A 21,213-nucleotide genomic window follows, 5' to 3' on the forward strand; every position below is an offset into this window, starting at 1 on the left:
GGTGCTGAGATGTCCGTGATACTGACCCTGTTGGCGGCGCTGCTGGCCACCGGTGCCTGCGCCTACCACCGCACCAGCCTGCGCACGTGGGCCATCGCCACGATCGCCACCACCCTGGTGGTCGGGCTGCTGGTGCATGCGCCGTGGACCACGGCGATCCTGCTGATCATCGAGGCGGCCATCGCACTGCCGCTGCTGCTGGTGGATTTCAGGCGCCGGCAGATCAGTGCGCCGCTGCTGAAGCTGTTCGCCAGTGTCACTCCGAAATTGTCCGAGACCGAGCAGACCGCGCTGGAAGCAGGCACGGTCGGATTCGAGGGCGAGCTGTTTTCCGGCAAGCCGGACTGGCACGAGTTGCTGAAGCAGCCCAAGCCCGAACTCAGCGTCGAGGAGCAGGCCTTCATGGATGGCCCGGTGGAAGAGCTCTGCAGCATGATCGACGACTGGCAGATCACCCACGAGCTGGCCGACCTGCCGCCGAACGTGTGGGAATTCATCAAGAAGCACAAGTTCTTCGGCATGATCATTCCCAAGCGCTACAACGGGCTGGAGTTTTCCGCGCTGGCCCACTCCGCGGTGCTGCAGAAGCTGGCCACGATGTCCGCCACGGTGGCCTCGACGGTGTCCGTGCCGAACTCGCTCGGGCCGGCCGAGCTGCTGCTGCACTACGGCAGCGAGGAACAGAAGAATCACTACCTGCCGCGCCTTGCGGTGGGCGAGGAAATCCCCTGTTTCGCGCTGACCGGCCCGTACGCCGGTTCCGATGCCACCTCGATCCCGGATGTCGGCATCGTCTGCAAGCAGGTCGTCGACGGCGTCGAGACGATCGGCTTCAGGCTCACCTTCGACAAGCGCTACATCACGCTGGCGCCGGTCGCCACCGTGATCGGCCTGGCATTCCGCATGTACGACCCGGAACACCTGCTGGGCGACAAGGAAGACCTCGGCATTACGCTCGCCCTGCTGCCGCGCTCCACCCCGGGCCTGCAGATCGGCCGTCGCCATTTCCCGTTGAACGTGCCGTTCCAGAACGGCCCGATCCACGGCAAGGACGTGTTCGTGCCGATGTCGACCCTGATCGGCGGACCGCAGATGGCCGGCCATGGCTGGCGCATGCTGGTCGAGGTGCTGTCGGTGGGACGTGCGATCTCGCTGCCTTCCAACGCCACCGGCGCGTTGCGCGGCGCGGTGGCCGCGGTGGGCGCCTATGCGCGCATGCGCAAGCAGTTCGGTCTGGCGATCGCCCGCTTCGAGGGGGTCGAGGAGGCGCTGGCGCGGATCGGCGGCCTCACCTACGCCACCGCGGCACTGTCGCGCGCCACGGCGGCGGCGGTCGATCGCGGCGAGAAGCCGTCCGTGCCGTCGGCGATCGCCAAGTACCACGCAACCGAATGGGGCCGCCAGGTCGCCGGTGACGCGATGGACGTGCTCGGCGGCAAGGGCGTGCAGCTGGGTCCGAACAACTATGCCGGTCGTGCCTGGCAGGGCGTGCCGATCGCGATCACGGTGGAAGGCGCCAACATCATGACGCGCAGCCTGATGATCTTCGGTCAGGGCGCGATCCGCTGCCATCCGTACGTGCTGAAGGAAATGCAGGCGCTGTCGATCAGCGACCGCGACGAGCAGCTGAAGACGTTCGATCGCCTGCTGTTCGGCCATCTCGGTTTCGGCGTGTCCAACGCGGTGCGCAGCTTCGCGATGGGCCTCACCGGCTCGCGCATCGGCGAAAGCGCCGGCGATGCCTACACGCGCCGCTACTACCGCAAGCTCGATCGGTATTCCGCGGCGCTGGCGCTGTGTGCCGACGTGTTCATGGGCGTGCTCGGCGGCAAGCTGAAGTTCAAGGAGAAGCTGTCCGCCCGCCTCGGCGACGTGTTGAGCTACCTGTACATCGCCAGCAGCATGCTCAAGCGCTACGAGGACACCGGCCGGCCGGAAGCGGATCGCCCGTTGCTGGCCTGGGCGTTCCATCAGTGCGTGTGGAACATGCAGATGGCGCTGGACGGTGCGATCCGCAATTTCCCGGTGCGCCCGGTGTCATGGTTGCTGCGGGTGCTGGTGTTCCCGTTCGGTCGGCGCGAGGTACCGCCATCCGATCGCCTGGGCCGCCGTGTCGCGGCGCTGATCACCGCGCCAAGCGAGGCACGCGATCGCCTGATGGAATGGGTCTATCTGACCCCGACGGCGAACAACACGGTCGGCCGCATGAATGCCTTGCTGCCGGACGTGATCGCCGCCGAGCCGGTCGATCGCAAGTTCGGCAAGGCGCTGAAGACCGGCCAGTTCAAGTCGCACGACTACCTCGGTCAGCTGGCCGAAGCCGAACAGGCCGGCGTGCTCGATGCCAGCGAGGCGGCCCTGCTTCGGCGCGTGCGCGAGGCCGTGTTCGAGTTCATCTCGGTGGATGACTTCGATTCCGAGGAACTGCGCTCCGCGGTGACCCGCGGGGACAAGCACAAGCTCGCTGACGCCGCCTAGGCCCGCCGGCTCACGACGAAGCCCGCGCCACGGCAGCCGCCCGGCGCGGGCTTCGTCGTTTCAGCGTCGGCGATGGGTCCCGGATGGGTCGTGCAACCGATGACGCCGCCGAGGGTCAGGCCTGGTCGGGCGCGGCCAGCGCATAGCGGTTCCGGCCGGCATCCTTGGCCTGGTACAGCGCGCGATCGGCCGCCTGGATCAGGTGCTCGTCGCTGGGTGCGTCGGCGCTCCACAAGGCGATGCCGATGCTCACGCTGACCCGCACCGCGGCATTGCCGTCGCGCCCGTGCAGCGGGTACGGCAGTGCCAGTTCGTCGCAGATGTGCTGGCAGCGCTGCAGCAATGGGGCCAACCCGTCGATGTCCTCCATGATCACGGCGAACTCGTCGCCGCCGAGCCGCGCCACCGTGTCGTTCGCGCGCCCATGCGCCTCGAGCCGGGTGGCGATCGCCTGCAGCAGCGCGTCCCCGGTCGGATGTCCGTGCGTATCGTTGACCGCCTTGAAGCCGTCGACGTCCAGCAGCAGCAACGCGAAGCGGGTGCCATGCCTGACCGAACGCTGGGTCGCGGTGTGCAGGCGGTCATGGAACAGAGGGCGGTTGGGCAGGCCGGTGAGCATGTCGTGGGTCGCCTGGTGGCGAACCTGCTTCTCGATGCGCTCGCGCTCGGCGATTTCCACCTGCAACTGCTGGTTGCGCTGGGACAGCTCGTTCAAGGTCGATTCCAGCTGCATGCGGGCGTTGTACAGATCGAGGAACACGCGCACTTTCGACTGCAGGATCGCGTCGTTGATCGGCTTTGCGATGTAGTCGACGGCGCCCGAGCGGTAGCCCTTGAGCTTGTTGAGATCGTCGGCATAGGCCGCCGTCACGAAGATGATCGGCGTCTCGCACAGCTGCTCGCTCTCGCCGAGCAACGCGGCCACCTCGAAGCCATCCATGTCGGGCATGTTGACGTCGAGCAGGATCAGCGCGAACTGGTGATCCAGGCACAGCGCCAGCGCCCGGTTGCCGCTCTCGGCCTCGATCAGTTCGGCGCCGCAACCGGCCAGCAGCCGACGCATCGCGACGATGTTGGCGTGGGTGTCGTCGACCACGAGAATCTTCGGGCTTGGAGCGTTCATGGACTGCACAACTGATTGAGTAGGGGGGCGATCGCATCGAGCGATACGCAATGGTCGGCGCCGGCGAGATCGAGGGCGGCCTGGGGCATCGTGCGGGCCACGGCGCTCTCCGGAGTCTGCACGATCGCGCAACCGCCGTGGCGACGCAGCTGGCGCAATCCTTCCGCGCCGTCGGCATTCGCGCCGGTGAGCACTATCCCGACCAGGGTGTCGCGCCATACCTCGGCCGCGGAAGCGAACAGCACGTCGATCGAAGGCCGGGCATGGCATACGCGGGGATCCGCGGACAACGCGAAATGCCCGCTGCCCTCGATCAGCAGGTGATAACCGGCAGGGGCCAGATGCACGATACCGCCACGCACCGGATGGCGTTCGATCGCCTCGGCGACGGGCAGCGTGGAAACCCGCGCGAGCAGTTCGCACAGCAGGTCGACCGTCTCCGAACCGCTGTGGCAACACACCAGCAGCGGCTGCGAAAGTTGCCGGTCCAGTCCGGCCAGCAGGATCTTCAGCGCATCCAGTCCGCCGGCGGAGCAGCCCACCACGATGGCTGACGGTCGCTTCATCGCGGCGCGTGCGATTCGAGCAGCGGGCCGTTGCGCCGGTAGATGCGCAGTGCGGCATCTAGGGCCGAGAAATCGGTGGCCGTCGGGGCGAAGTCCATGCTTTCGCGCATGCCCAGGCAGAGGAAGCCGCCGCGCACGAGCGAATCGCGGAACAGGCCCAGGCAGCGATCCTGCAGCGGGTTGGAGAAATAGATCAGCACGTTGCGGCAGAGCACCAGATGGGTTTCGCTGAATACCTTGTCCGAGACCAGGTTGTGCTGCGCGAACGTGACGTTGCGGCGCAGCCGGCGGTCGAACTTCAGCAGGTCGTAGCGGGCGCTGTAATAGTCGGCCAGCGAGCGGGTGCCGCCGGCGGCCTGGTAGTTGCGGGACCACTGCTGTGCCTCGCGCGCGGGATAGATGCCTTCCCTGGCCTGCAGCAGCGCGTCGGCGCTGAGATCGGTGGCGAAGATCTGGCTGCGCTCGTACAGCCCGGCTTCCTCCAGCAGGATCGCCAGCGAGTAGACCTCCTCGCCGTGCGCGCAACCGGCCTGCCAGATATTGATCCGTGGATAGGAGGCGAGCACCGGCAGCACCCGTTCGCGCAGCACGCGGAATACCGCCGGATCGCGGAACATGTCCGACACCGGTACCGACAGGCCGGCCAGCAGCTGCGGCAGCACCCCAGGTTCGTGCAGCAGCCGGGCGGTCAGCGCACTGATCGTGCCGGTCTCCAGCTGCGCCACCAGCTGGAGCACGCGCCGCTTCAGCGAGGCCGGCGCGTACTGGCTGAAGTCGTAGCCATGACGGCGCTGCAGCGCCTGCACGAACAGCTCCAGTTCGATGCCTTCCCGTTCGAGATCGTCGTGTTCGGTGGTCATCACGGCCTCAGCGCCGCAGCCACACGCGGATCAGCGAAGCCAGCTTGTCGATATCGATCGGTTTGGACAGGTAGTCGCTGGCGCCGGCTTCCAGGCACTGCTCGCGGTCGCCGCGCATCGCCTTGGCGGTCAGCGCAATGATCGGCAGATGGGCGAACGCGGGCTGCGCCCGGATCGCGCGCATCGTCTCGTAGCCATCCATGCCGGGCATCATGATGTCCATCAGCACCAGCTCCAGCGTGGCGTCGTCGGCCAGCATGCTGAGCGCCTTGTGCCCGTCCTGGGCCAGGCTGACCTGGATGCCCCAGTCGCGCAGCACCTTGGACAGCGCGAACAGGTTGCGCATGTCGTCGTCGACCAGCAACAGCTTGCGGCCCTGCAATTCCTGCGGGTTCGACGGCTCGGTCTGTTCCTTCGCCGTACCGTGCCGGATGCTGTGCAGGAACAGGCTGACCTCGTCGAGCAGGCGGTCGGGCGAGCGTGCACCCTTGATCACGATGCTGTCGGTGTACTGGCGGATCTTCAGGTTTTCCTCGCGGCTGAGGTCGCGACCGGAATACACCACCACCGGCGGGATGCTGCCGCTGCCGGCCAGTTGCTCCAGCAACTCCATGCCGGACATGCCGGGCAGGCCGAGGTCCAGCACGATGCAGTCGTAGCCGGTCTGCCCGATCTTCTGCAAGGCCTCTTCGGCGGAGCCGGCTTCGTCGATGATCACGTCGTCCTGGCGCAACAGGGTGCGCACCGCGCTGCGCGCATCGGCATCGTCGTCGACGATCAGCAGATGGCGGGTGCGCCCGGCCGCGAAATGCAGCAGCCGCTCGAACGCGTCGTTGATCGCCTCGCGGCTGACCGGCTTGGTCAGGAAGCCGACCGCACCCAGATCGCGGCCGCGCTCGACCTCGTCGGTGGCGGACAGGAAGTGCACCGGGATATGCCGTGTGGCGGCATCCGCCTTCAGCCGCTCGATCACGGTCCAGCCGTCCATGCCGGGCAGCATCACGTCGAGCAGGATGCCCAGCGGGCGATAGCGGAGCGCCAGCTCCAGCCCGTCCTCGCCATTGGCGGCGATCAGGATGCGCTGGCCCTTCTTGCGCACCATCTCGGCCAGGATGCGCGCGAAGACCAGGTCGTCCTCGATGATCAGCACGGCCGAATCGCCCGGCGCCAGCTGGTCGCGGTCGTCGCGCAGGTCGGCGGAAAGCTGTGCCGGCATGGGGATCGGTCGCATGACCGGGGCCGCCACCGGTGCCGCCGTGGCGTCCGGCAGCGCGGATTTCTCCATGCTGCGTTCGGTCAGCAACAGGGTGAACTCGCTGCCGCGGCCGGCTTCGCTGCGCAGCACGATGTCGCCGTCGAGCAGTTCGGCCATCCGCCGTGAAATGCTCAGGCCCAGGCCGGTACCGCCAAACTGGCGGCTGGTGCTGGCATCGGCCTGCTCGAACGCGTTGAACACGCCTTCCCGCTTGTCCGCCGCGATGCCGATGCCGCTGTCGCGCACGCTGATCGCCAGCAGCGGCCGATCGGCGAGCAGCGCCGGCACCGGCAGATCCGCGTCGGGGCGGCCGATGCGCACCCGCACTTCACCGCTGGCGGTGAACTTGAATGCGTTGCCGAGCAGGTTGTTGATGATCTGTTCCAGCTTGCCCGGATCGGTATGGATGTGCGTCGGCAGTTCCGCCGCCAGCTCCACCGAAAAATCGAGCCGCTTCTCTTTCGCCACGTGGTCGAACGTACGTCCCAGGCTGCGCGCCAGATCCTGCAACGGATAGTCTTGCAGGGACAACTCCATCTTGCCCGCTTCGATCTTGGACAGGTCGAGGATGTCGTTGATCAGGCGCAGGAGGCTGCTGCCGGCATCGTGGATGATCCGCGCCGACTCGATCTGTTCCCCGTCCAGGTTGCCCTCGCGATTTTCCGCCAGGTTGCGCGACAGGATCAGCAGGCTGTTCAGCGGCGTGCGCAGCTCATGCGACATGTTGGCGAGGAACTCGCTCTTGTACTGGCTGGCCCGGGCCAGCTCTTCGGCTTTCTCCTGGGTATCCTGCTGCAGAACCTGCAGGGTGCGCTTCTGGTCGTGCAGGATGTCGGACTTCTGGCGCAGTTCCTCGTTGGAGGCCTGCAACTCCTCGGTCTGCGCACGCAGCTCTTCCTCCGAGGCAAGCAGCCGCTGTGACTGTTCCTCCAACTGCAAGGCCTTGGCCTGCAGGGTGTCATTGGCGTCGCGCAGGGCCTCTTTCTGCTGGCGCATGGTGACGCTGGACAGGCGCAGCTCGTCGGCCTGCTGCCGGGTCTGTTCGAGCAGATCCTGGGTGTTGATCGCGCGGGTGAGGTTTTCCAGCTGCAGGGCCACGGCCGGCAGCAACTCGGCCAGCAGCTGACGATGCAGCGGCGCCAGCGAGACGAAGCCGGCCAGCTCCAGCACCCCGAGCAACCGGTCGCGCAGCATCAGCGGCAGGATCGCGACGTGGCGGGGCAGTGCGGTGCCGCTGCCGGAATCGATCCGCAGATAATCGCCCGGCACCTCGTCCAGTTCGATCGCCTGGCGGGTCAGCGCGCACTGGCCGACCAGCCCTTCGCCGGGAACGTAGCGTACCGACGCGTGCCCGCTCAGCCGCAGCCCGTAGCTGCCAAGCAGGTCGAGTCGCTGACTGGCATCGTCGTAGCCGTAGAACAGGCCGACCCCGGCGTTCACCAGCGGCATCAGCTCGCCGGTCAGTCGCTCGGCGAAATCGCGATGGGTGCTGGTCTGCTGCAGGCTCTGCGAGATCGCGGTGACCCGGCTTTTCAGCCAGGTCTGCTCGTATGTCTCGATCGCCATCTGCTTGAACACCTGCAGGGCGCGGGCGATCTCGCCGATCTCGTCGCGGCGTTCCGTGCTGCGTATCTCGATGGTGTGGTCGTGGGCAGCCAGCCGCCCCATCAGGTCGGTCATCCGGCGCAGCGGCCGGGTGACCATGCGCGAGCTCAACGACATCATCAGCAAGCCGAACAGCAGGCCGACAGCGGCGAATACCGCATCGAGCACGCGGGCCATGGTCAGCACCTGGTGCAGGTCGCGGTTGCGTAGCGCCAGCAGCTCCCGTTCCGTCGTGGCCATCTGCCCGATCGCCGCAGTGATGTCCCCCACGCTTACCGTACGCCGTGCGAGATAGGCTGCCGGAATACGCTTGAGCTCGGTCAATGCCTGCAGCGTGCCGTCATTGTGCACCTTGCCCAGCGGCTCGATGACCATGCCGGTCACTTCCCGGTTCCAGCGCTCCGCCATCGCGCCGATGCGGTCCAGCCGCGATTGTTGCAGCGGGTTGTCCGCGGTCAGCTGACGCATCTCGGCCAGGCCCTGCATCAGCTCCTGCCGGCTCTGCCGGAATCCGGCCAGCTCCCGCGGATCCTGGTTCAGCATGTAGTCGCGCATGCTGACCTGCCCGGTTTGCGCGGCGCGCTCCAGCTTGTCCAGCCCGAGCAGTACGCTGTAGCTGTGGTCCGACCAGTGGCGGCTGTCGTTCTGCTGCCGCAACGAATCCAGCATGACCACGCTGCTGATCAGGAACAGGCCCAGCAACAGGCTGATCGCCAGCAGCATCTTTCCCTGGATCGACAGGTGGGCCAGCCAGGAATAATGCCGCCTGGAACCCCTGGAGTCTCGTTCGCCTGCCGTCATGGGTCGGGCCTTCAACGTAAATGGAGAGGAAGCGATTCGCCGTATCCGCGGGTTGGCCGACCGCAGATCAGCCGCAAGGCTGCAATGACGATAGCAGCGTGCCCGATGCTGCGACGTGACGACTTGCCAGCGGCGGCACGATAGTGCGGCGGCGCAGCGCGATCACCAGCAAGGCGGTGGAGCACAGCAGGCACAGCACTAACGCGATGACCGACGCCTCGGCGCCGAAGATGCCGCCGCTGAGCCAGCGCGGGCCAGTGCGCGTGGATAGCAGCCAGCCGTCGGCCTTGAGGCCGGAGACGGGGATGCCGTAGATGGTGCCTTGAGCAAAGTTCCAGGCTGCGTGCACGCCCATACACAGGTAGAGCGAGCGCGTGACGTGGTACAGCAGGCCGAACAAGAGTCCCGCCTCGATCGCAATCGCCACCGAGCTCCACAGCGTGGCACCTGGGTTGAAAATGTGCGCGACGCCGAAGAACAGCGCCGATACGATCAGTGCGGCCCAGGTGCCTAGTCCCTCCTCGACGATGCGGTAGAGCACGCCGCGAAAAAGGATCTCCTCGCTGATGCCTGCGGCCAGGCCATACACCAGCAACTCAGGCAACCAGGGTGGGTCCGGATTGAACCCGGTGACGTGGTAGCTCCCCAGGAGGTACAGCATGCCGACGACCGCGCTGAACAGCACCGTGCCGAGCAGCAGGCCGGCCGCGCCGTATGGCAGCAGCTTGTTCGGTGTCAGTTCGGAAGGGCTGCGTCGTTCGACCAGGCCTGCCAGCAGCAGGTAGGCGACGATGGCGGGCAGCGCGCGGCCGATGAGCAGGCCCAGCGGGTGTTGCAACAGCGTGGTCGACTTCGTGCCCCACCCCAGCACGCTCGACAGGAAGCCGATCACGAATCCGGTCAGCAAGAACAAGGCGACGAAAATCACGATGCGTGCCAGCGGCGAGAACAACAGCCAGCGTTTCCATGCCGGCGCTCTGGCGGGAGTGATGAAAGCTATAGATGGATCATGCATGTGGCGGTTTCCCCTGTGGAATGACCGCACGCTAGCAATCAGTCAGCAAGCTGCCTAGTGGCGCCGGCCATAACCGTTCGCCGACGCTCAGGCATCGACGGCGGCAGCATGCTCGCGCGTGTTGGCGAAGCGCACTTGCGGCCAGCGTTCCTGCGCCAGTTGCAGGTTGACCCGCGTGGGGGCGATGTAGACCAGTTCGCCGGCGCCGTCGATGGCCAGGTTCATCGCGTTCTTCTCGCGGAACTCGGCCAGCTTCTTCTCGTCGTCGCAGTGCACCCAGCGCGCGGTGGTCACCGTCACCGGCTCGAAGCTGGCGTCGACGTTGTATTCGTCCTTCAGCCGGTAGGCCACCACGTCGAACTGCAGCACGCCGACCGCGCCCAGGATCAGGTCGTTGCTCATCAGCGGACGGAAGAACTGGGTGGCGCCTTCCTCGCTCAACTGCGCCAGGCCCTTCTGCAGCGCTTTCATCTTCAGCGGGTCGCGCAGGCGGGCGCGGCGAAAGAGCTCGGGCGCGAAGTTCGGGATGCCGGTGAAGTTGATCGACTCGCCCTCGGTGAAGGTGTCGCCGATGGTGATGGTGCCGTGGTTGTGCAGGCCGATCACGTCGCCCGGGTAGGCGGTCTCGACGATCTCGCGATCGCTGGCCATGAAGGTCAGTGCATTGGCGATGCGGATGTCCTTGCCGGTGCGGGTCTGGATCATCTTCATGCCGGCGCGGTAGGTACCCGAACACACGCGCATGAACGCCACGCGATCGCGATGCGCCGGGTCCATGTTCGCCTGGATCTTGAACACGAAGCCGGTGAGCTTCTCCTCGGCCGGCTCCACCACGCGGGTAAGCGTGTCGCGCGGGCGCGGCGAGGGCGCGTTCTCGACGAAGAAATCCAGCAGCAGCTGCACTCCGAAGTTGTTCACCGCCGAGCCGAAGAACACCGGCGTCTGCCTGCCGGCCAGGTATTCGTCGATATCGAACGACGGCGCGGCACCCTGCACCAGTTCGAGTTCCTCGCGCAGTTCGCGCATGGCTTCGTCGCCGATCTTCTCCAGCAGGCCCGGAGCGTCGAGGCCCTGGAAGATGGTCGAATCCTGGCGGGTGAAATTCTTGCCCGGCTCGAAGATGTGCACCTCGTCCAGCACCAGGTGGTAGACGCCCTTCAGCCGCTTGCCCATGCCGATCGGCCAGGTCACCGGGGCGCAGGCGATGCCGAGCACCGACTCGACCTCGTCCATCAGCTCGATCGGCGAGCGGCCCTCGCGGTCGAGCTTGTTGATGAAGGTCATGATCGGCGTGTCGCGCAGGCGGCACACTTCCATCAGCTTGATCGTGCGCTCCTCCACGCCCTTGGCGCAGTCGATCACCATCAACGCCGAATCCACCGCGGTCAGCACGCGATAGGTGTCCTCGGAGAAGTCGGCATGGCCCGGCGTGTCGAGCAGGTTGACGATCTTGCCCTCGTACGGGAACTGCATCACCGAGGAGGTCACCGAGATGCCGCGCTCCTTCTCCAGCGCCATCCAGTCGGACGTCGCATGGCGCGCCGCCTTGCGCCCCTTCACCGAGCCGGCCATCTGGATCGCACCGCCGAACAGCAGCAGTTTTTCGGTCAGCGTGGTCTTGCCCGCGTCAGGGTGGCTGACGATGGCGAAGGTGCGGCGGCGGCGGGTTTCTTGCAGATGGGTGGACATGGGCAGCGGGTCGGCTTGAGCGCGAACCGGCAATTGTAGCGTGGATCGTCGGCACCCGACCCCGCCCTGTGCTAGAGTCGCCGCCGGATGTCCCGGCGCTGCCGGGGTGTCCCCATCCCTTGGGGAGTAGCCTGCCTCGTTTCGACGAGGCGTCTTCGTCAACATGCTCGGCAAGCCTGCCGTGGCGAAGACACCGATCCTGGTTGGCGAGACCAACGGCTGACGGCGTCACTGCGATCGGGCGCGCCGTCGTGCCGTTGTGCCCAGCCCGACCGATCCGGCCATCCATGAATCCCATCTCCATGCTTCTGCTTGGCTTCGCCATGTCCACCGACGCCTTCGCCGTCGCGATCGGCAAGGGTGCCGCCATGGTCCGGCCACGCTTCAGCCAGGCGCTGCGGGCCGGGCTGATTTTCGGCGTGATCGAGGCGATCACCCCGGTGCTCGGCTGGCTGCTGGGCAAGGGCGCCTCGCGCTATATCGACGCGTGGGGCCACTGGATCGCGTTCGGTCTGCTGTTGCTGCTGGGCCTGCACATGGTCTGGAATGGCTTCAAGCCGGAGACGGACGAGCCGGTCGACGAAGCGAAGAAGCACGGCTTCGCCACCCTCGCCATTACCGGCCTGTCCACCAGCATCGATGCGCTGGCGGTGGGCGTGGGCCTGGCCTTCGTCGACGTCCCGATCGCCGCGGTGGCCCTGGTGATCGGCCTGTGCACGTTCGTCATGGTGACGCTGGGCATCATGCTTGGCCGCGTACTCGGCGCGATGGTCGGCAAGCGCGCCGAGGTGATCGGCGGGATCATCCTGATCGGCGTGGGCGCGGCGATCGTGTACGAGCATCTTTCCGCGTAGTCGTCGAACGCCGGCCGGAACGCGCCGCGGCCATGGCTGGCCGGGCGCGGAACATCATCGGCATGGCTCGACGGGCCGGACCGCCGCTTCCTACTTCGCCAGCCGGGTCAGCACCCGATGCCAGAACTCCAGGCCCGCGGCGACTTCCGAGGCCGGCAGCTTTTCGTTGAGGCCGTGGGCGAAGGTGTCGTCGGGTTTGGTGAAGGCGGCATCGATGCCGTAGCTGGGCACGCCGGCATTGCGGAAGTACATGCTGTCGGAGGCGCCGGCGGACATGCCGGGGACGATCTCCACACCGGGGAAGCGGTGGTGCACGGCGTCGCTCACGGCGGCGATCACATCCTTGCGCAGCGGCGAGGCGGGGCTGGCCACCGGCGGTGGTGGCAGCACGGCGACGGTGGCGGACTTGTCGTCGATCACCCTGATCAGCGTGTCGCGCACGCTGTCCACGGACGTGCCGGGGAAGATCCGGCAGTTGACGTTGAGGCTGGCGCTCTGCGGCAGCGCGTTCAGCGCATGGCCGCCGTTGAGCATGGTGGCCACGCAGGTGGTGCGGATCTGGCCGACATAGGCCGGATCCGCCGAGATGGTGGCCGCGGCGGCCGCATCGTCGGGGTGGGCCGCGAACTGCATCATCGCCGCGCCCAGCGGACCGGGCGTGTGGGCGCCGGTGGCGTGCAGCGAGGCGCGGGTGATCTCGTTGATCATCGGCGGAAACTGGTAGGCCGCCACGCGGTCGATGAGCCGTGCCAGCCGATAGATCGCGTTGTCCGCGTTGGGTTCGCTGGAATGCCCGCCGGCCGAGGTCAGGCTGATATGAAAGTCCGCATAGGTCTTCTCGGCCGCCTGGATCCGGTAGATCACCGGCTTGCCCGTCGTGGGGTTCAGGGTGCCGCCGCCGGCATCCGCATTGAGCAGGAACTCGGCGTCGTGATAGCGCTTCGCCAGTTCGCGGGTGGAGGCCATCGCGGTCTCCTCGTCGCCGGACAGCAGCAGGATCAGGTCGTGACGCGGCTTGAAGCCTTCATGCTTGAGCCGGATCAGCGTCTCCACCAGTACCACCACCGCGGTCTTCATGTCCGCCGAGCCGCGACCGTAGAGATAGCCGTTTTCCTCGATCAGGGTGAACGGGTCGCGGGTCCAGTCCTTGCGCTTCGCCGCCACCACGTCCATGTGGCCGGACAGCAGGATGGGCTTGCCTTCGCCGGTGCCGCGATAGCGCGCCACCAGCGCGGCGGTTTCGCCCACCGGGATGATCTCGATATCGCCGGCGGCAAAGCCGGCGGCCCTGAGCTTGTCGGCCAGGTACGCAGCCAGCACCGGCACCTGATGCTCGCCTTCGACCGTGTGCACGCCGATCGCATGCTTCAGCATGCCCATGGTGTCGGGCAGTGCCTCGGCCGTGGTGCTGGCCTGGGCCAGTCCGATGCCGGCGCAGAAGGCCAGTGTGGCCGCGGCGGCGGGCCCAAGTGCGCGTGCTGCTTTCATGCGGAATCCCCTGTGCATCGCTGATGGATGATCGAGTATGCCCGGCGGCTCGCGCGCCTGTATATGCCGATGCGGCTGCGCCGATACCGGTTGCCGCCCCGGCGACGGACACAAAAAAGGCCCGGGGATCGCTCCCCGGGCCTTTCGTTCCGGCGCCGGCCGCGAGGCCGACGTCAGGTCGAAAGCGAAGGCTTACTTCGCTTCCTTCTCCATCAGCTTCTCGACCATGCTGGCCGGCACTTCCTCGTAATGATCGAAGATCATGCTGAAGTTGCCGCGGCCGCTGGTGGCCGAACGCAGGAAGTTGATGTAGCCGAACATTTCGGACAGCGGCACGAAGCCCTGCACGAACGCCGAGATACCCTTCTGGCCCTGGTCGGTGATGCTGCCGCGACGACGGTTGATGTCGCCGATGACGTCGCCCAGGTAGGTCGCTTCGGTCACCACTTCCAGCGCCATGATCGGCTCCAGCAGCTTCGGCTTGGACAGCTTCTGCGCTTCGCGGAAGCAGGCACGGCCGGCGATTTCGAAGGCCAGTGCCGAGGAGTCGACGTCGTGGTACTTGCCGTCCACAAGGCGCGCCTTGAAGTCCAGCACTTCGTAGCCGGCGACCTGGCCCTGGCGTGCCTCGACCTCGATCGCGTGCTGCACCGCCGGGATGTATTCGCGCGGGATGCGGCCACCGACCACTTCGTCGGAGAACACCACGCCGCTGCCGGACTCACCCGGCTCGAAGATGATCTTCACTTCGGCGAACTGGCCCGAACCGCCGGACTGCTTCTTGTGCGTGTAGGTGTGCTCGACGGTCTTGCCGAAGGCCTCGCGGAAGCTGACCTTGGGCTTGCCCATGCTCGCTTCCACGCCCAGCTCGGTGCGCATGCGGTCGATGGTGATTTCCAGGTGCAGCTCGCCCATGCCCTTGAGCACGGTCTGGCCGGTTTCCTGGTCCACTTCCATGCGCAGCGACGGATCGGCCTTGACCATCTTGTAGAGCGCGGTGGACATCTTGTCGACGTCGTTGCGGCTCTTCGGCTCGACCGACACGCTGATCACCGGGTCGGGGAAGCGCATGCGCTCGAGCAGGGCCGGGTGCGCCGGATCGCTCAGCGAGTCGCCGGTCTCGGTTTCCTTCATCGACACGAAGGCGCAGATGTCGCCGGCGCGGACCTCGTCGATTTCCTTGGTGGCGTTGGCCTGCACTTCCACGATGCGGCCCACGCGCTCCTTCTTGCCGCGGGTGACGTTCTGCAGGGTATCGCCCTTCTTGATCACGCCCGAATAGACGCGGCAGAAGGTCAGCGTGCCGAACTGGTCGTTGATGACCTTGAACGCCAGCGCGCGCGCCGGTGCGTCGTCGGTGACTTCCTGCTCGCCGATGATGTTGCCGTCCTCGTCCACCATCGAGATGCCGCCGTTCTCGCCGGGGTAGGGCATGTAGTCGACCACGGCGTCCAGCAGCTGCTGCACACCCTTGTTCTTGTACGACGAGCCGCAGAACACCGGCACCAGCTTGCCGCTGACGCAGCCCTTGCGGATGCAGGTCTTCAGCATCTCCGGGTCGTGCTCGCCGGTCTCGATCAGGCGCGTGAACGCCTCGTCGTCCATCGCCAGCGCGTGCTCGAGCAATTCCTCGCGCAGCTTCGGCAACTGCTCGACCCAGTCGTTGTCGACGGTGGAGCCGAACTTCAGGCGGTTCTTCGCCTCCTCGAAGGAGACGGTTTCCCACTTGCTGTCCTTGTCGTCGGAATGCCAGATGTAGGCGACGTTGGCGACCAGGTCGGCCATGCCGCAGAACTCGTCGCTGCTGCCCAGCGGAATCTGGCACAGCAGGGCCGGCGCGGCCAGGCGCTCGCGGATGCCCTTGACGCAATGGGCGAAGTTGGCGCCGATGCGGTCCATCTTGTTGATGTAGCACACGCGCGGCACGTTGTACTGGTCGGCCAGGCGCCAGTTGGTCTCGGTCTGCGGCTCCACGCCGGCCACGCCATCGAACACCACCACGGCGCCGTCGAGCACGCGCAGAGAACGGTTCACCTCGATGGTGAAGTCGACGTGTCCCGGGGTGTCGATGATGTTGACCTGGTGACCCTTCCACTCGGTCGACACGGCGGCGGACTGGATCGTGATGCCGCGCTTGCGCTCCTGCTCCATGTAATCCGTCGTGGTCGAGCCCTTGCCATCTTTCGTGTCATGCACGTCGATGATCTGGTGCTTCTTGCCCGTGTAATACAGCACGCGCTCGGTGGTGGTGGTCTTGCCGGCGTCGATGTGCGCGATGATGCCGATGTTGCGATAGAGCTTGAGGGGTTTCTGGCGGGCCACAGTCTGGATTCCGTTGAAGGTCATGAAGGCAAAAGTGCGGGAGGACAGGTCAAATGCCGTCCGCCGGGAATATTTTCAATGTGCCTGCGGGGTGCTGCTGGATCTGCGCGAGCCCGGCAGGCAGGGCGCGAACGCGTCAAACCCGGCATGATAGCCGGTAGACGGAAAAACTGCTTGGTTCGGTTCGGCTGCCGCCCGGCGAATGGATCCGCGCGGGCCCGGTCGCGGCCCCACCCGAACGCCCGGTCCCCGGCCGCGACGGCCTGAAAGGCCTGTCGTGACGGCGTTCATGGCCGCCGTTGTCGCGGCGCGCAAGGGTGGCAGCGTGGGACCGTCCGGCTCAGGCGTTGCGCAAGCCGTTCAGCATCGAGATCAGCTGATGGGTGTCGTAGGGCTTCTGCAGGACCTTCTCGCCTTTCCAGGCCGCGGGCAGGCCGTCGTCGCCGTAACCGGAGGAGAACACGAACGGGATGCCACGGCGCCGCAATACCTCGGCGACCGGAAAGCTGACTTCGCCGGCCAGGTTGATGTCCAGGATGGCCACGTCGATCGCCGCCGACTCGGCCAGGGCCAGGCAGGCGGTCAGTCGCGCGGCCTTGAGCACCTGGTAGCCGAAGTGCTCCAGGCGGTCTTCCAGCATCATCGCCACCATCATTTCATCTTCGGCAAGCAGTACGCAGGCTTTCGTCGTGGCGTCGGGCATCAGCTGGTTCCATTGGAAAGTGGCACGTCGATCACGCAGGTGACGCCGTGGGTCAGGAAGGCGAGCGTCACCTGGCCATCCAGTTCATACGGCAGCCCTTCGTTGATCAGGCGCGAGCCGAAGCCGTGATGCTCGGGGGGTACCACGACGGGGCCGCCGGATTCCGCCCACTGCAGGTGCAGCCGGCGGCCCTGCAGGGTCTTCCGCGTGGTCCATCCGATGCTGACCTGCCCCGTCGCTACCGACAGCGCGCCGTATTTGGCAGCGTTGGTGGCCAGTTCGTGGATCGCCATGCTCAACGCCAGCGCGTGCTTGGGCAGCAGGGTGAGATTGTCGCCGTGCAGCTGCACGCGCAGTTCGTCGCCATGGCTGTAGGGTGCCAGTTCGTTGTTGATGATGTCGGCCAGCGGGGCGCCGTTCCAGGCGTCGCGGGCGAGCAGGTTGTGGGTGTTCGACAGCGCCAGCAGCCGGGCCAGGAAGCTCTCGTTGAAGCCCTCCAGATCGGTCGCATTGACGGCGGTCTGCTGGGCCACGGCCTGCACCGTGGCCAGGGTGTTCTTCACCCGGTGGTTGAGCTCGCCCAGCATGATTTCCGCATGCCGCAGGGCGCGATGGCGTTCGGTGACGTCGCGTGCGATCAGGCGGCCGGCGACCGCCTGGCCGTCGGCGTCGCGCACCGGCGAGTAGGACAGCTCCAGCGGGACCGAACTGCCATCCGGGCGCGTCCAGCTTATCTCGAAATCCTCGAGCTGCGGTTGCCGTGCCTGGCCGCAGAAGAAGGCCCTCGCCTCGGCGGAGGCGTCTGCTGGCAGAAGCATGCTCAGTGGCTGGCCGACGACCTGGCTGGACTTCAACCCGAAGATGCGCTCGGCACTGGCATTCCAGCTGCTGATGCGGTCATCCAGCGAAAAGCCGAAAATGGCGTCGCGCGAGGAATTGACGATGGCGGCCAGGCGCGCGTGCTCGTTGCTCAGGCGCTGGCCCTGGGTGATGTCGACGAAGGTCAGCACCACGCCGTCGACGACGTTGTCGATGGTCAGGTAGGGGCGCATGCGCAGCAGGAAGGTCGGCGCGTTGTCGATACCGACCAGGGTGCGCTCGGTGACGGTGAGTTCGCGCAACACGCGGGCCACGTCGTCCTTCAGTTCCGGGTAGGCGATCAGCGGCGAGATCTCGGTGATCGGGCGCCCCTTGTCGCCTTCGCGCAGGTGGAACAGCTTGGTCATCACCGGCGTATAGCTGCGGATCGCCAGATGGCGATCGAGGAACAGGGTGGCGATGTGGGTGCTGTCGAGCAGGTTGCGGATGTCGCTGTTGACCTGGTTCAGCGCGTCGTTCTTGCTGCTGAGCTCCGCATTGACCGTTTGCAGCTCCTCGTTGATCGACTGCATCTCCTCGGACGAGGTTTCCAGTTCCTCGTTGGCGGACTGCAACTCCTCGTTGACCGACTGGTATTCCTCGTTGGCCGATTTCAGCTCTTCGCTGGCGACCTCGTGCAGGTCGATCGCATCGTGCAACTGCACGCGGGTAATGCGCAGTTCGTCCTCCAGCGCGTGGAGGTCGGTGGAATCATCGGCGGGCCCGTCGCTCGTGGACGCTCCGGCGGAGCGAGGCGCGTAGTCGATTTCATGGAACGCCACCATGCACATGTCGAACTTGTCGTCGTCCGCGTCCGCTCTCAGCGGTTCCACGATCAGGCGCAACGGCCGCTCATGGCCGTTCACCATGGTGCTCAACCCTTCCCGCAGCACCCGCTGGCCGCTGGCGAATGCCTGCAGCACGGCTGCACGCACCACGCCGCGCAACGGCCTGTCGAGCAACTGGAACAGGTTGAGGGTGGCGGTGCCGGACGACGGCCCCAGGTAGCGTCCGGTGTCGCCGCCGAAGTGCAGCACCTCGTGATGGGTATCGACTACCACATAGGCCGGTGACCAGGGCGCCAGCGCCTGGCGTACCTGCTGTTCGATCACGTTCTCGACGCGCCTTGTCGCCACCGGTGCGGCAGGTCCGACGTGATTGGTCGGTCGGGTCCTCGAGCTGGGGAAATTCCGCGGGTGGGTGCGCACGTCTTCACGGCGAACATATAGCCGCTGCTTCTTGTCCACCTCGGTGAACAGGCGGGCGCTCCTGGCCAATCGTTCCGAGCTGCCCAGCAACAGGAATCCCTGCGGCCGCAGCGCGTAGTGAAACGACTGCACCAGCTGCTCCTGCAGGTCGTTGTTGAGGTAGATCAGCAGGTTGCGGCAGGACACCAGATCCATTCGCGAGAACGGCGGATCCTTGATCACGCTGTGCGGCGAGAAGATGCACATTTCGCGGATCTGCTTGCTCACGACATAGTGGTCGCGATCCTTGCTGAACCAGCGCGCCTGCCGTTCCGCCGAAATGCCGCTCAGCGGCGAACGATAGCGCCCGGCGCGCGCCGTTTCGATCGCCTGGTCGTCGATGTCGGTGGCGAAGATCTTCACCTTCGGACCGCGTTGCGGGTCCATCGCTTCGCGCAGCGCGATGGCGATCGAATACGCCTCCTCGCCGCTGGCACAGCCGGGGACCCACACGCGCAACACGTCGGCGCTGGTCTTGCCTTCCAGCATCTTCGGAATCGCGATGGTCTGCAGCGCTTCGAAGGCGGCCGCGTCGCGGAAGAACTCGGTGACCCCGATCAGGAACTCGCGAAACAGCAACTCGTGTTCGTTCGGGTTCTGGCGCAGGTAGTCCACATAGGCCGACAGGGTCCCGGCCTGGACCACCAGCATGCGACGTTCGATGCGCCGCAGCAGGGTCTTGTCCTTGTACTGGCCGAAGTCGTGGCCGACGCCGGCATGCAGCAGTTCACAGATGGTCTTCAGCTGTATTGCCGTCTCTTTTTCATTCCCCGCCACGGCATCCTTGCTGCTCGGGTGACGTGCCGTCCGCATCTGCTCCTGATAGGCGAGCAGCCGCCTGGGCATCTGGGCTGCCGGCAACACCGCGTCGACCAGGCCGGTGGCCGCGGCATTCGCCGGCATGCCGGTCATGGCCTCGTGGTCGAAGCCCGACTGCGCCAGCGCCAGGCCGCCGTGTTCCTTGATCACCCGCAAGCCGCGGGCGCCATCGCTGCCGGTGCCGGCCAGCACGATGCATACGGCCCGATGGCCCTGGTCCTCGGCCAGTGAAGTGAAGAACGTATCGATCGGCCGGCGATGCTCCCGCGGCGGTGCCGGTTTGGACACCTGCAGTACACCGTTGGTGATGGCCAGCGTGGCATTCGGTGGAATCACGTAGATATGCCGTGCCTGGACCCTTGCGCCGTCGGTGGCCTCGAGCACCGGCATGCTGGTGCTGCGGCTGATCAGTTCGACAAGCAGGCTGCGATGATCCGGTGCCAGATGCTGGACCAGCACGAACGCCAGCTCGCAGTCGGCCGGCATGTTCGAGAAGAACTCCTTGAACGCGTCCAGTCCGCCAGCGGAAGCGCCGATGGCGACGATCATCACGTGCTCTGGCGGTGTCTTGCGTATTTTCGCCGTTCGGCTGCCGGCACCGGCGGTGGGGGCAGGGGACTTGGCTGGTTTTGACGGCGAGGGCATGCGGTGAAGCCTGGAATCCAGGCAACGCCCGGATGAACCGGCAGCATAACGCAGGGCATTGTTTACACCGCGCGATTGCGGCTGCGGTGGACGCCGGCTCAGTGCGAGGCGGCAAAATCCGTGTCGTTCCGCGCCGGGTCACCCAGCTGACTCAACAGGATCGCGGTGCGCACGGTGAATTCGTTCCAGCTCGGCAGCGCGGCAATCTCCAGCCAGTCGCTCCATTCGGGTGACACCGAAGCATCCGTGCTGTCGGCGGCGGCGCGCCGACCGGCACCGATCGCCTCCCTGATCGCGGGCATGCTGGCGAGGAAGTGGCGCATGGTTTCCCTGTCGCCCTCGGACAGGCGGCTTGCCGGCGAGGAGGCCAGCCATTCGCAGGCCATCTCCATTTCCCACTGGTACTCGGAGGCGAGGAACCACGTGAAGGCATCACCTTCCGCCCGGCCGCACGCGATGGCACGGGCATGCTCCTGAAACGTCCGCAGTGTCGACGCGAACCGGTCCACGGTGGTGCAGGGAATTTCAGTCATCGCCAACATGTGCAAGCCCTCTCGCGGGACGCGCCGAAGAATCACGGTATCGGCAATCCGGGTTGGCGCGATTCCTCATCCCGCCTGCCGTGGAGCTATGCATGGGCAATGCCAATGCCTTTGCGCCGCGGCCGCCGCCGGATGAGCGCGAGCTCGCGTGACGGCCCCGGGAGGCAGCGGGCGCGGGCCCTCGCCGGTGGGGATCCGCCGCGCAGCCACGCCATCCGGCGGGCACCCGTCATCGCGCGGCGGGCGGGTATCGGCGCGAGGGGCCACGATGGGCGTGCGTCGATGCCGGCGCTTTCGCGCGTTGCGTTCAGCCGGGGGCGAGCGGTGCCCGGCGACCGTTTGC

13 protein-coding genes and 1 riboswitch are annotated in these 21,213 nt (G+C 66.3%); of the genes, 2 read left to right on the forward strand and 11 right to left on the reverse strand.

The features are described 5' to 3' along the window. Window positions 1-9 precede the first annotated feature (9 nt). Complete coding sequence (locus ACFPPA_RS14970; protein WP_377321308.1) at window positions 10-2,478, forward strand: acyl-CoA dehydrogenase; 2,469 nt, start codon at window positions 10-12, stop codon at window positions 2,476-2,478. 115 nt (window positions 2,479-2,593) lie between these two features. On the opposite strand, the gene ACFPPA_RS14975 is transcribed toward ACFPPA_RS14970, so the two are convergent. The 6 genes from ACFPPA_RS14975 to ACFPPA_RS15000 all read right to left on the reverse strand — a co-directional run bounded on the left by ACFPPA_RS14975 (window position 2,594) and on the right by ACFPPA_RS15000 (window position 11,392). Beyond that, window positions 2,594-3,601, reverse strand: a complete 1,008-nt coding sequence (locus tag ACFPPA_RS14975) for a diguanylate cyclase domain-containing protein (RefSeq protein ID WP_377321310.1) — start codon at window positions 3,599-3,601, stop codon at window positions 2,594-2,596. Next, the gene (locus ACFPPA_RS14980) at window positions 3,598-4,167 is read right to left on the reverse strand and encodes a chemotaxis protein CheB (RefSeq protein ID WP_377321312.1); all 570 of its coding nucleotides are present in this window, start codon (window positions 4,165-4,167) and stop codon (window positions 3,598-3,600) included. The genes ACFPPA_RS14975 and ACFPPA_RS14980 overlap by 4 nt, the downstream gene beginning before the upstream one ends. Further along, complete coding sequence (locus ACFPPA_RS14985) at window positions 4,164-5,027, reverse strand: CheR family methyltransferase (protein ID WP_377321314.1); 864 nt, start codon at window positions 5,025-5,027, stop codon at window positions 4,164-4,166. Before ACFPPA_RS14985 ends, ACFPPA_RS14980 begins: the two co-directional genes overlap by 4 nt. Before the next feature lie 7 nt (window positions 5,028-5,034). After that, window positions 5,035-8,688 carry a response regulator gene (locus ACFPPA_RS14990; protein ID WP_377321316.1) on the reverse strand — a complete coding sequence of 1,218 codons (3,654 nt, stop codon included), beginning with the start codon at window positions 8,686-8,688 and terminating at the stop codon, window positions 5,035-5,037. Window positions 8,689-8,755: 67 nt separating this feature from the next. Then, the gene (locus tag ACFPPA_RS14995) at window positions 8,756-9,703 is read right to left on the reverse strand and encodes a CPBP family intramembrane glutamic endopeptidase (RefSeq protein ID WP_377321318.1); all 948 of its coding nucleotides are present in this window, start codon (window positions 9,701-9,703) and stop codon (window positions 8,756-8,758) included. 87 nt (window positions 9,704-9,790) lie between these two features. Then, window positions 9,791-11,392: a peptide chain release factor 3 gene (locus ACFPPA_RS15000; RefSeq protein ID WP_377321320.1), complete on the reverse strand. Its 1,602-nt coding sequence runs from the start codon at window positions 11,390-11,392 to the stop codon at window positions 9,791-9,793. A gap of 109 nt (window positions 11,393-11,501) precedes the next feature. Continuing rightward, window positions 11,502-11,674, forward strand: a riboswitch (yybP-ykoY riboswitch). Between the two features lie 5 nt (window positions 11,675-11,679). Here ACFPPA_RS15000 and ACFPPA_RS15005 point away from each other — a divergent pair. Continuing rightward, window positions 11,680-12,246: a manganese efflux pump MntP gene (locus ACFPPA_RS15005; protein ID WP_377321322.1), complete on the forward strand. Its 567-nt coding sequence runs from the start codon at window positions 11,680-11,682 to the stop codon at window positions 12,244-12,246. A 90-nt stretch (window positions 12,247-12,336) separates the two neighbouring features. On the opposite strand, the gene ACFPPA_RS15010 is transcribed toward ACFPPA_RS15005, so the two are convergent. The 5 genes from ACFPPA_RS15010 to ACFPPA_RS15030 form a co-directional block, all read right to left on the reverse strand. Next, window positions 12,337-13,734: a M20/M25/M40 family metallo-hydrolase gene (locus ACFPPA_RS15010; protein WP_377321324.1), complete on the reverse strand. Its 1,398-nt coding sequence runs from the start codon at window positions 13,732-13,734 to the stop codon at window positions 12,337-12,339. A 192-nt stretch (window positions 13,735-13,926) separates the two neighbouring features. Next, window positions 13,927-16,056, reverse strand: a complete 2,130-nt coding sequence (fusA, locus tag ACFPPA_RS15015; RefSeq protein ID WP_377321722.1) for an elongation factor G — start codon at window positions 16,054-16,056, stop codon at window positions 13,927-13,929. Between the two features lie 340 nt (window positions 16,057-16,396). Then, complete coding sequence (locus ACFPPA_RS15020) at window positions 16,397-16,759, reverse strand: response regulator (RefSeq protein WP_377321326.1); 363 nt, start codon at window positions 16,757-16,759, stop codon at window positions 16,397-16,399. After that, window positions 16,759-20,232 carry a chemotaxis protein CheB gene (locus ACFPPA_RS15025; RefSeq protein WP_377321328.1) on the reverse strand — a complete coding sequence of 1,158 codons (3,474 nt, stop codon included), beginning with the start codon at window positions 20,230-20,232 and terminating at the stop codon, window positions 16,759-16,761. The genes ACFPPA_RS15020 and ACFPPA_RS15025 overlap by 1 nt, the downstream gene beginning before the upstream one ends. 194 nt (window positions 20,233-20,426) lie before the next feature. Next, window positions 20,427-20,714, reverse strand: coding sequence for a hypothetical protein (locus ACFPPA_RS15030; protein ID WP_377321330.1), 288 nt, complete (start codon window positions 20,712-20,714; stop codon window positions 20,427-20,429). Window positions 20,715-21,213: the final 499 nt, after the last annotated feature.

The organism is Rhodanobacter ginsengisoli (genome assembly GCF_042657065.1).
Classification (GTDB): Bacteria; Pseudomonadota; Gammaproteobacteria; order Xanthomonadales; family Rhodanobacteraceae; genus Rhodanobacter; species Rhodanobacter ginsengisoli.

What these genes read in the sequence shown, in the direction of transcription:
- ACFPPA_RS14970 (WP_377321308.1), top strand. Translation starts at nt 10, where the DNA reads ATGTCCGTGATACTGACCCTGTTGGCGGCGCTGCTGGCCACCGGTGCC.
- ACFPPA_RS14975 (WP_377321310.1), bottom strand. Translation starts at nt 3,601, where the DNA reads ATGAACGCTCCAAGCCCGAAGATTCTCGTGGTCGACGACACCCACGCC.
- ACFPPA_RS14980 (WP_377321312.1), bottom strand. Translation starts at nt 4,167, where the DNA reads ATGAAGCGACCGTCAGCCATCGTGGTGGGCTGCTCCGCCGGCGGACTG.
- ACFPPA_RS14985 (WP_377321314.1), bottom strand. Translation starts at nt 5,027, where the DNA reads ATGACCACCGAACACGACGATCTCGAACGGGAAGGCATCGAACTGGAG.
- ACFPPA_RS14990 (WP_377321316.1), bottom strand. Translation starts at nt 8,688, where the DNA reads ATGACGGCAGGCGAACGAGACTCCAGGGGTTCCAGGCGGCATTATTCC.
- ACFPPA_RS14995 (WP_377321318.1), bottom strand. Translation starts at nt 9,703, where the DNA reads ATGCATGATCCATCTATAGCTTTCATCACTCCCGCCAGAGCGCCGGCA.
- ACFPPA_RS15000 (WP_377321320.1), bottom strand. Translation starts at nt 11,392, where the DNA reads ATGTCCACCCATCTGCAAGAAACCCGCCGCCGCCGCACCTTCGCCATC.
- ACFPPA_RS15005 (WP_377321322.1), top strand. Translation starts at nt 11,680, where the DNA reads ATGAATCCCATCTCCATGCTTCTGCTTGGCTTCGCCATGTCCACCGAC.
- ACFPPA_RS15010 (WP_377321324.1), bottom strand. Translation starts at nt 13,734, where the DNA reads ATGAAAGCAGCACGCGCACTTGGGCCCGCCGCCGCGGCCACACTGGCC.
- ACFPPA_RS15020 (WP_377321326.1), bottom strand. Translation starts at nt 16,759, where the DNA reads ATGCCCGACGCCACGACGAAAGCCTGCGTACTGCTTGCCGAAGATGAA.
- ACFPPA_RS15025 (WP_377321328.1), bottom strand. Translation starts at nt 20,232, where the DNA reads ATGATCGTCGCCATCGGCGCTTCCGCTGGCGGACTGGACGCGTTCAAG.
- ACFPPA_RS15030 (WP_377321330.1), bottom strand. Translation starts at nt 20,714, where the DNA reads ATGGCCTGCGAATGGCTGGCCTCCTCGCCGGCAAGCCGCCTGTCCGAG.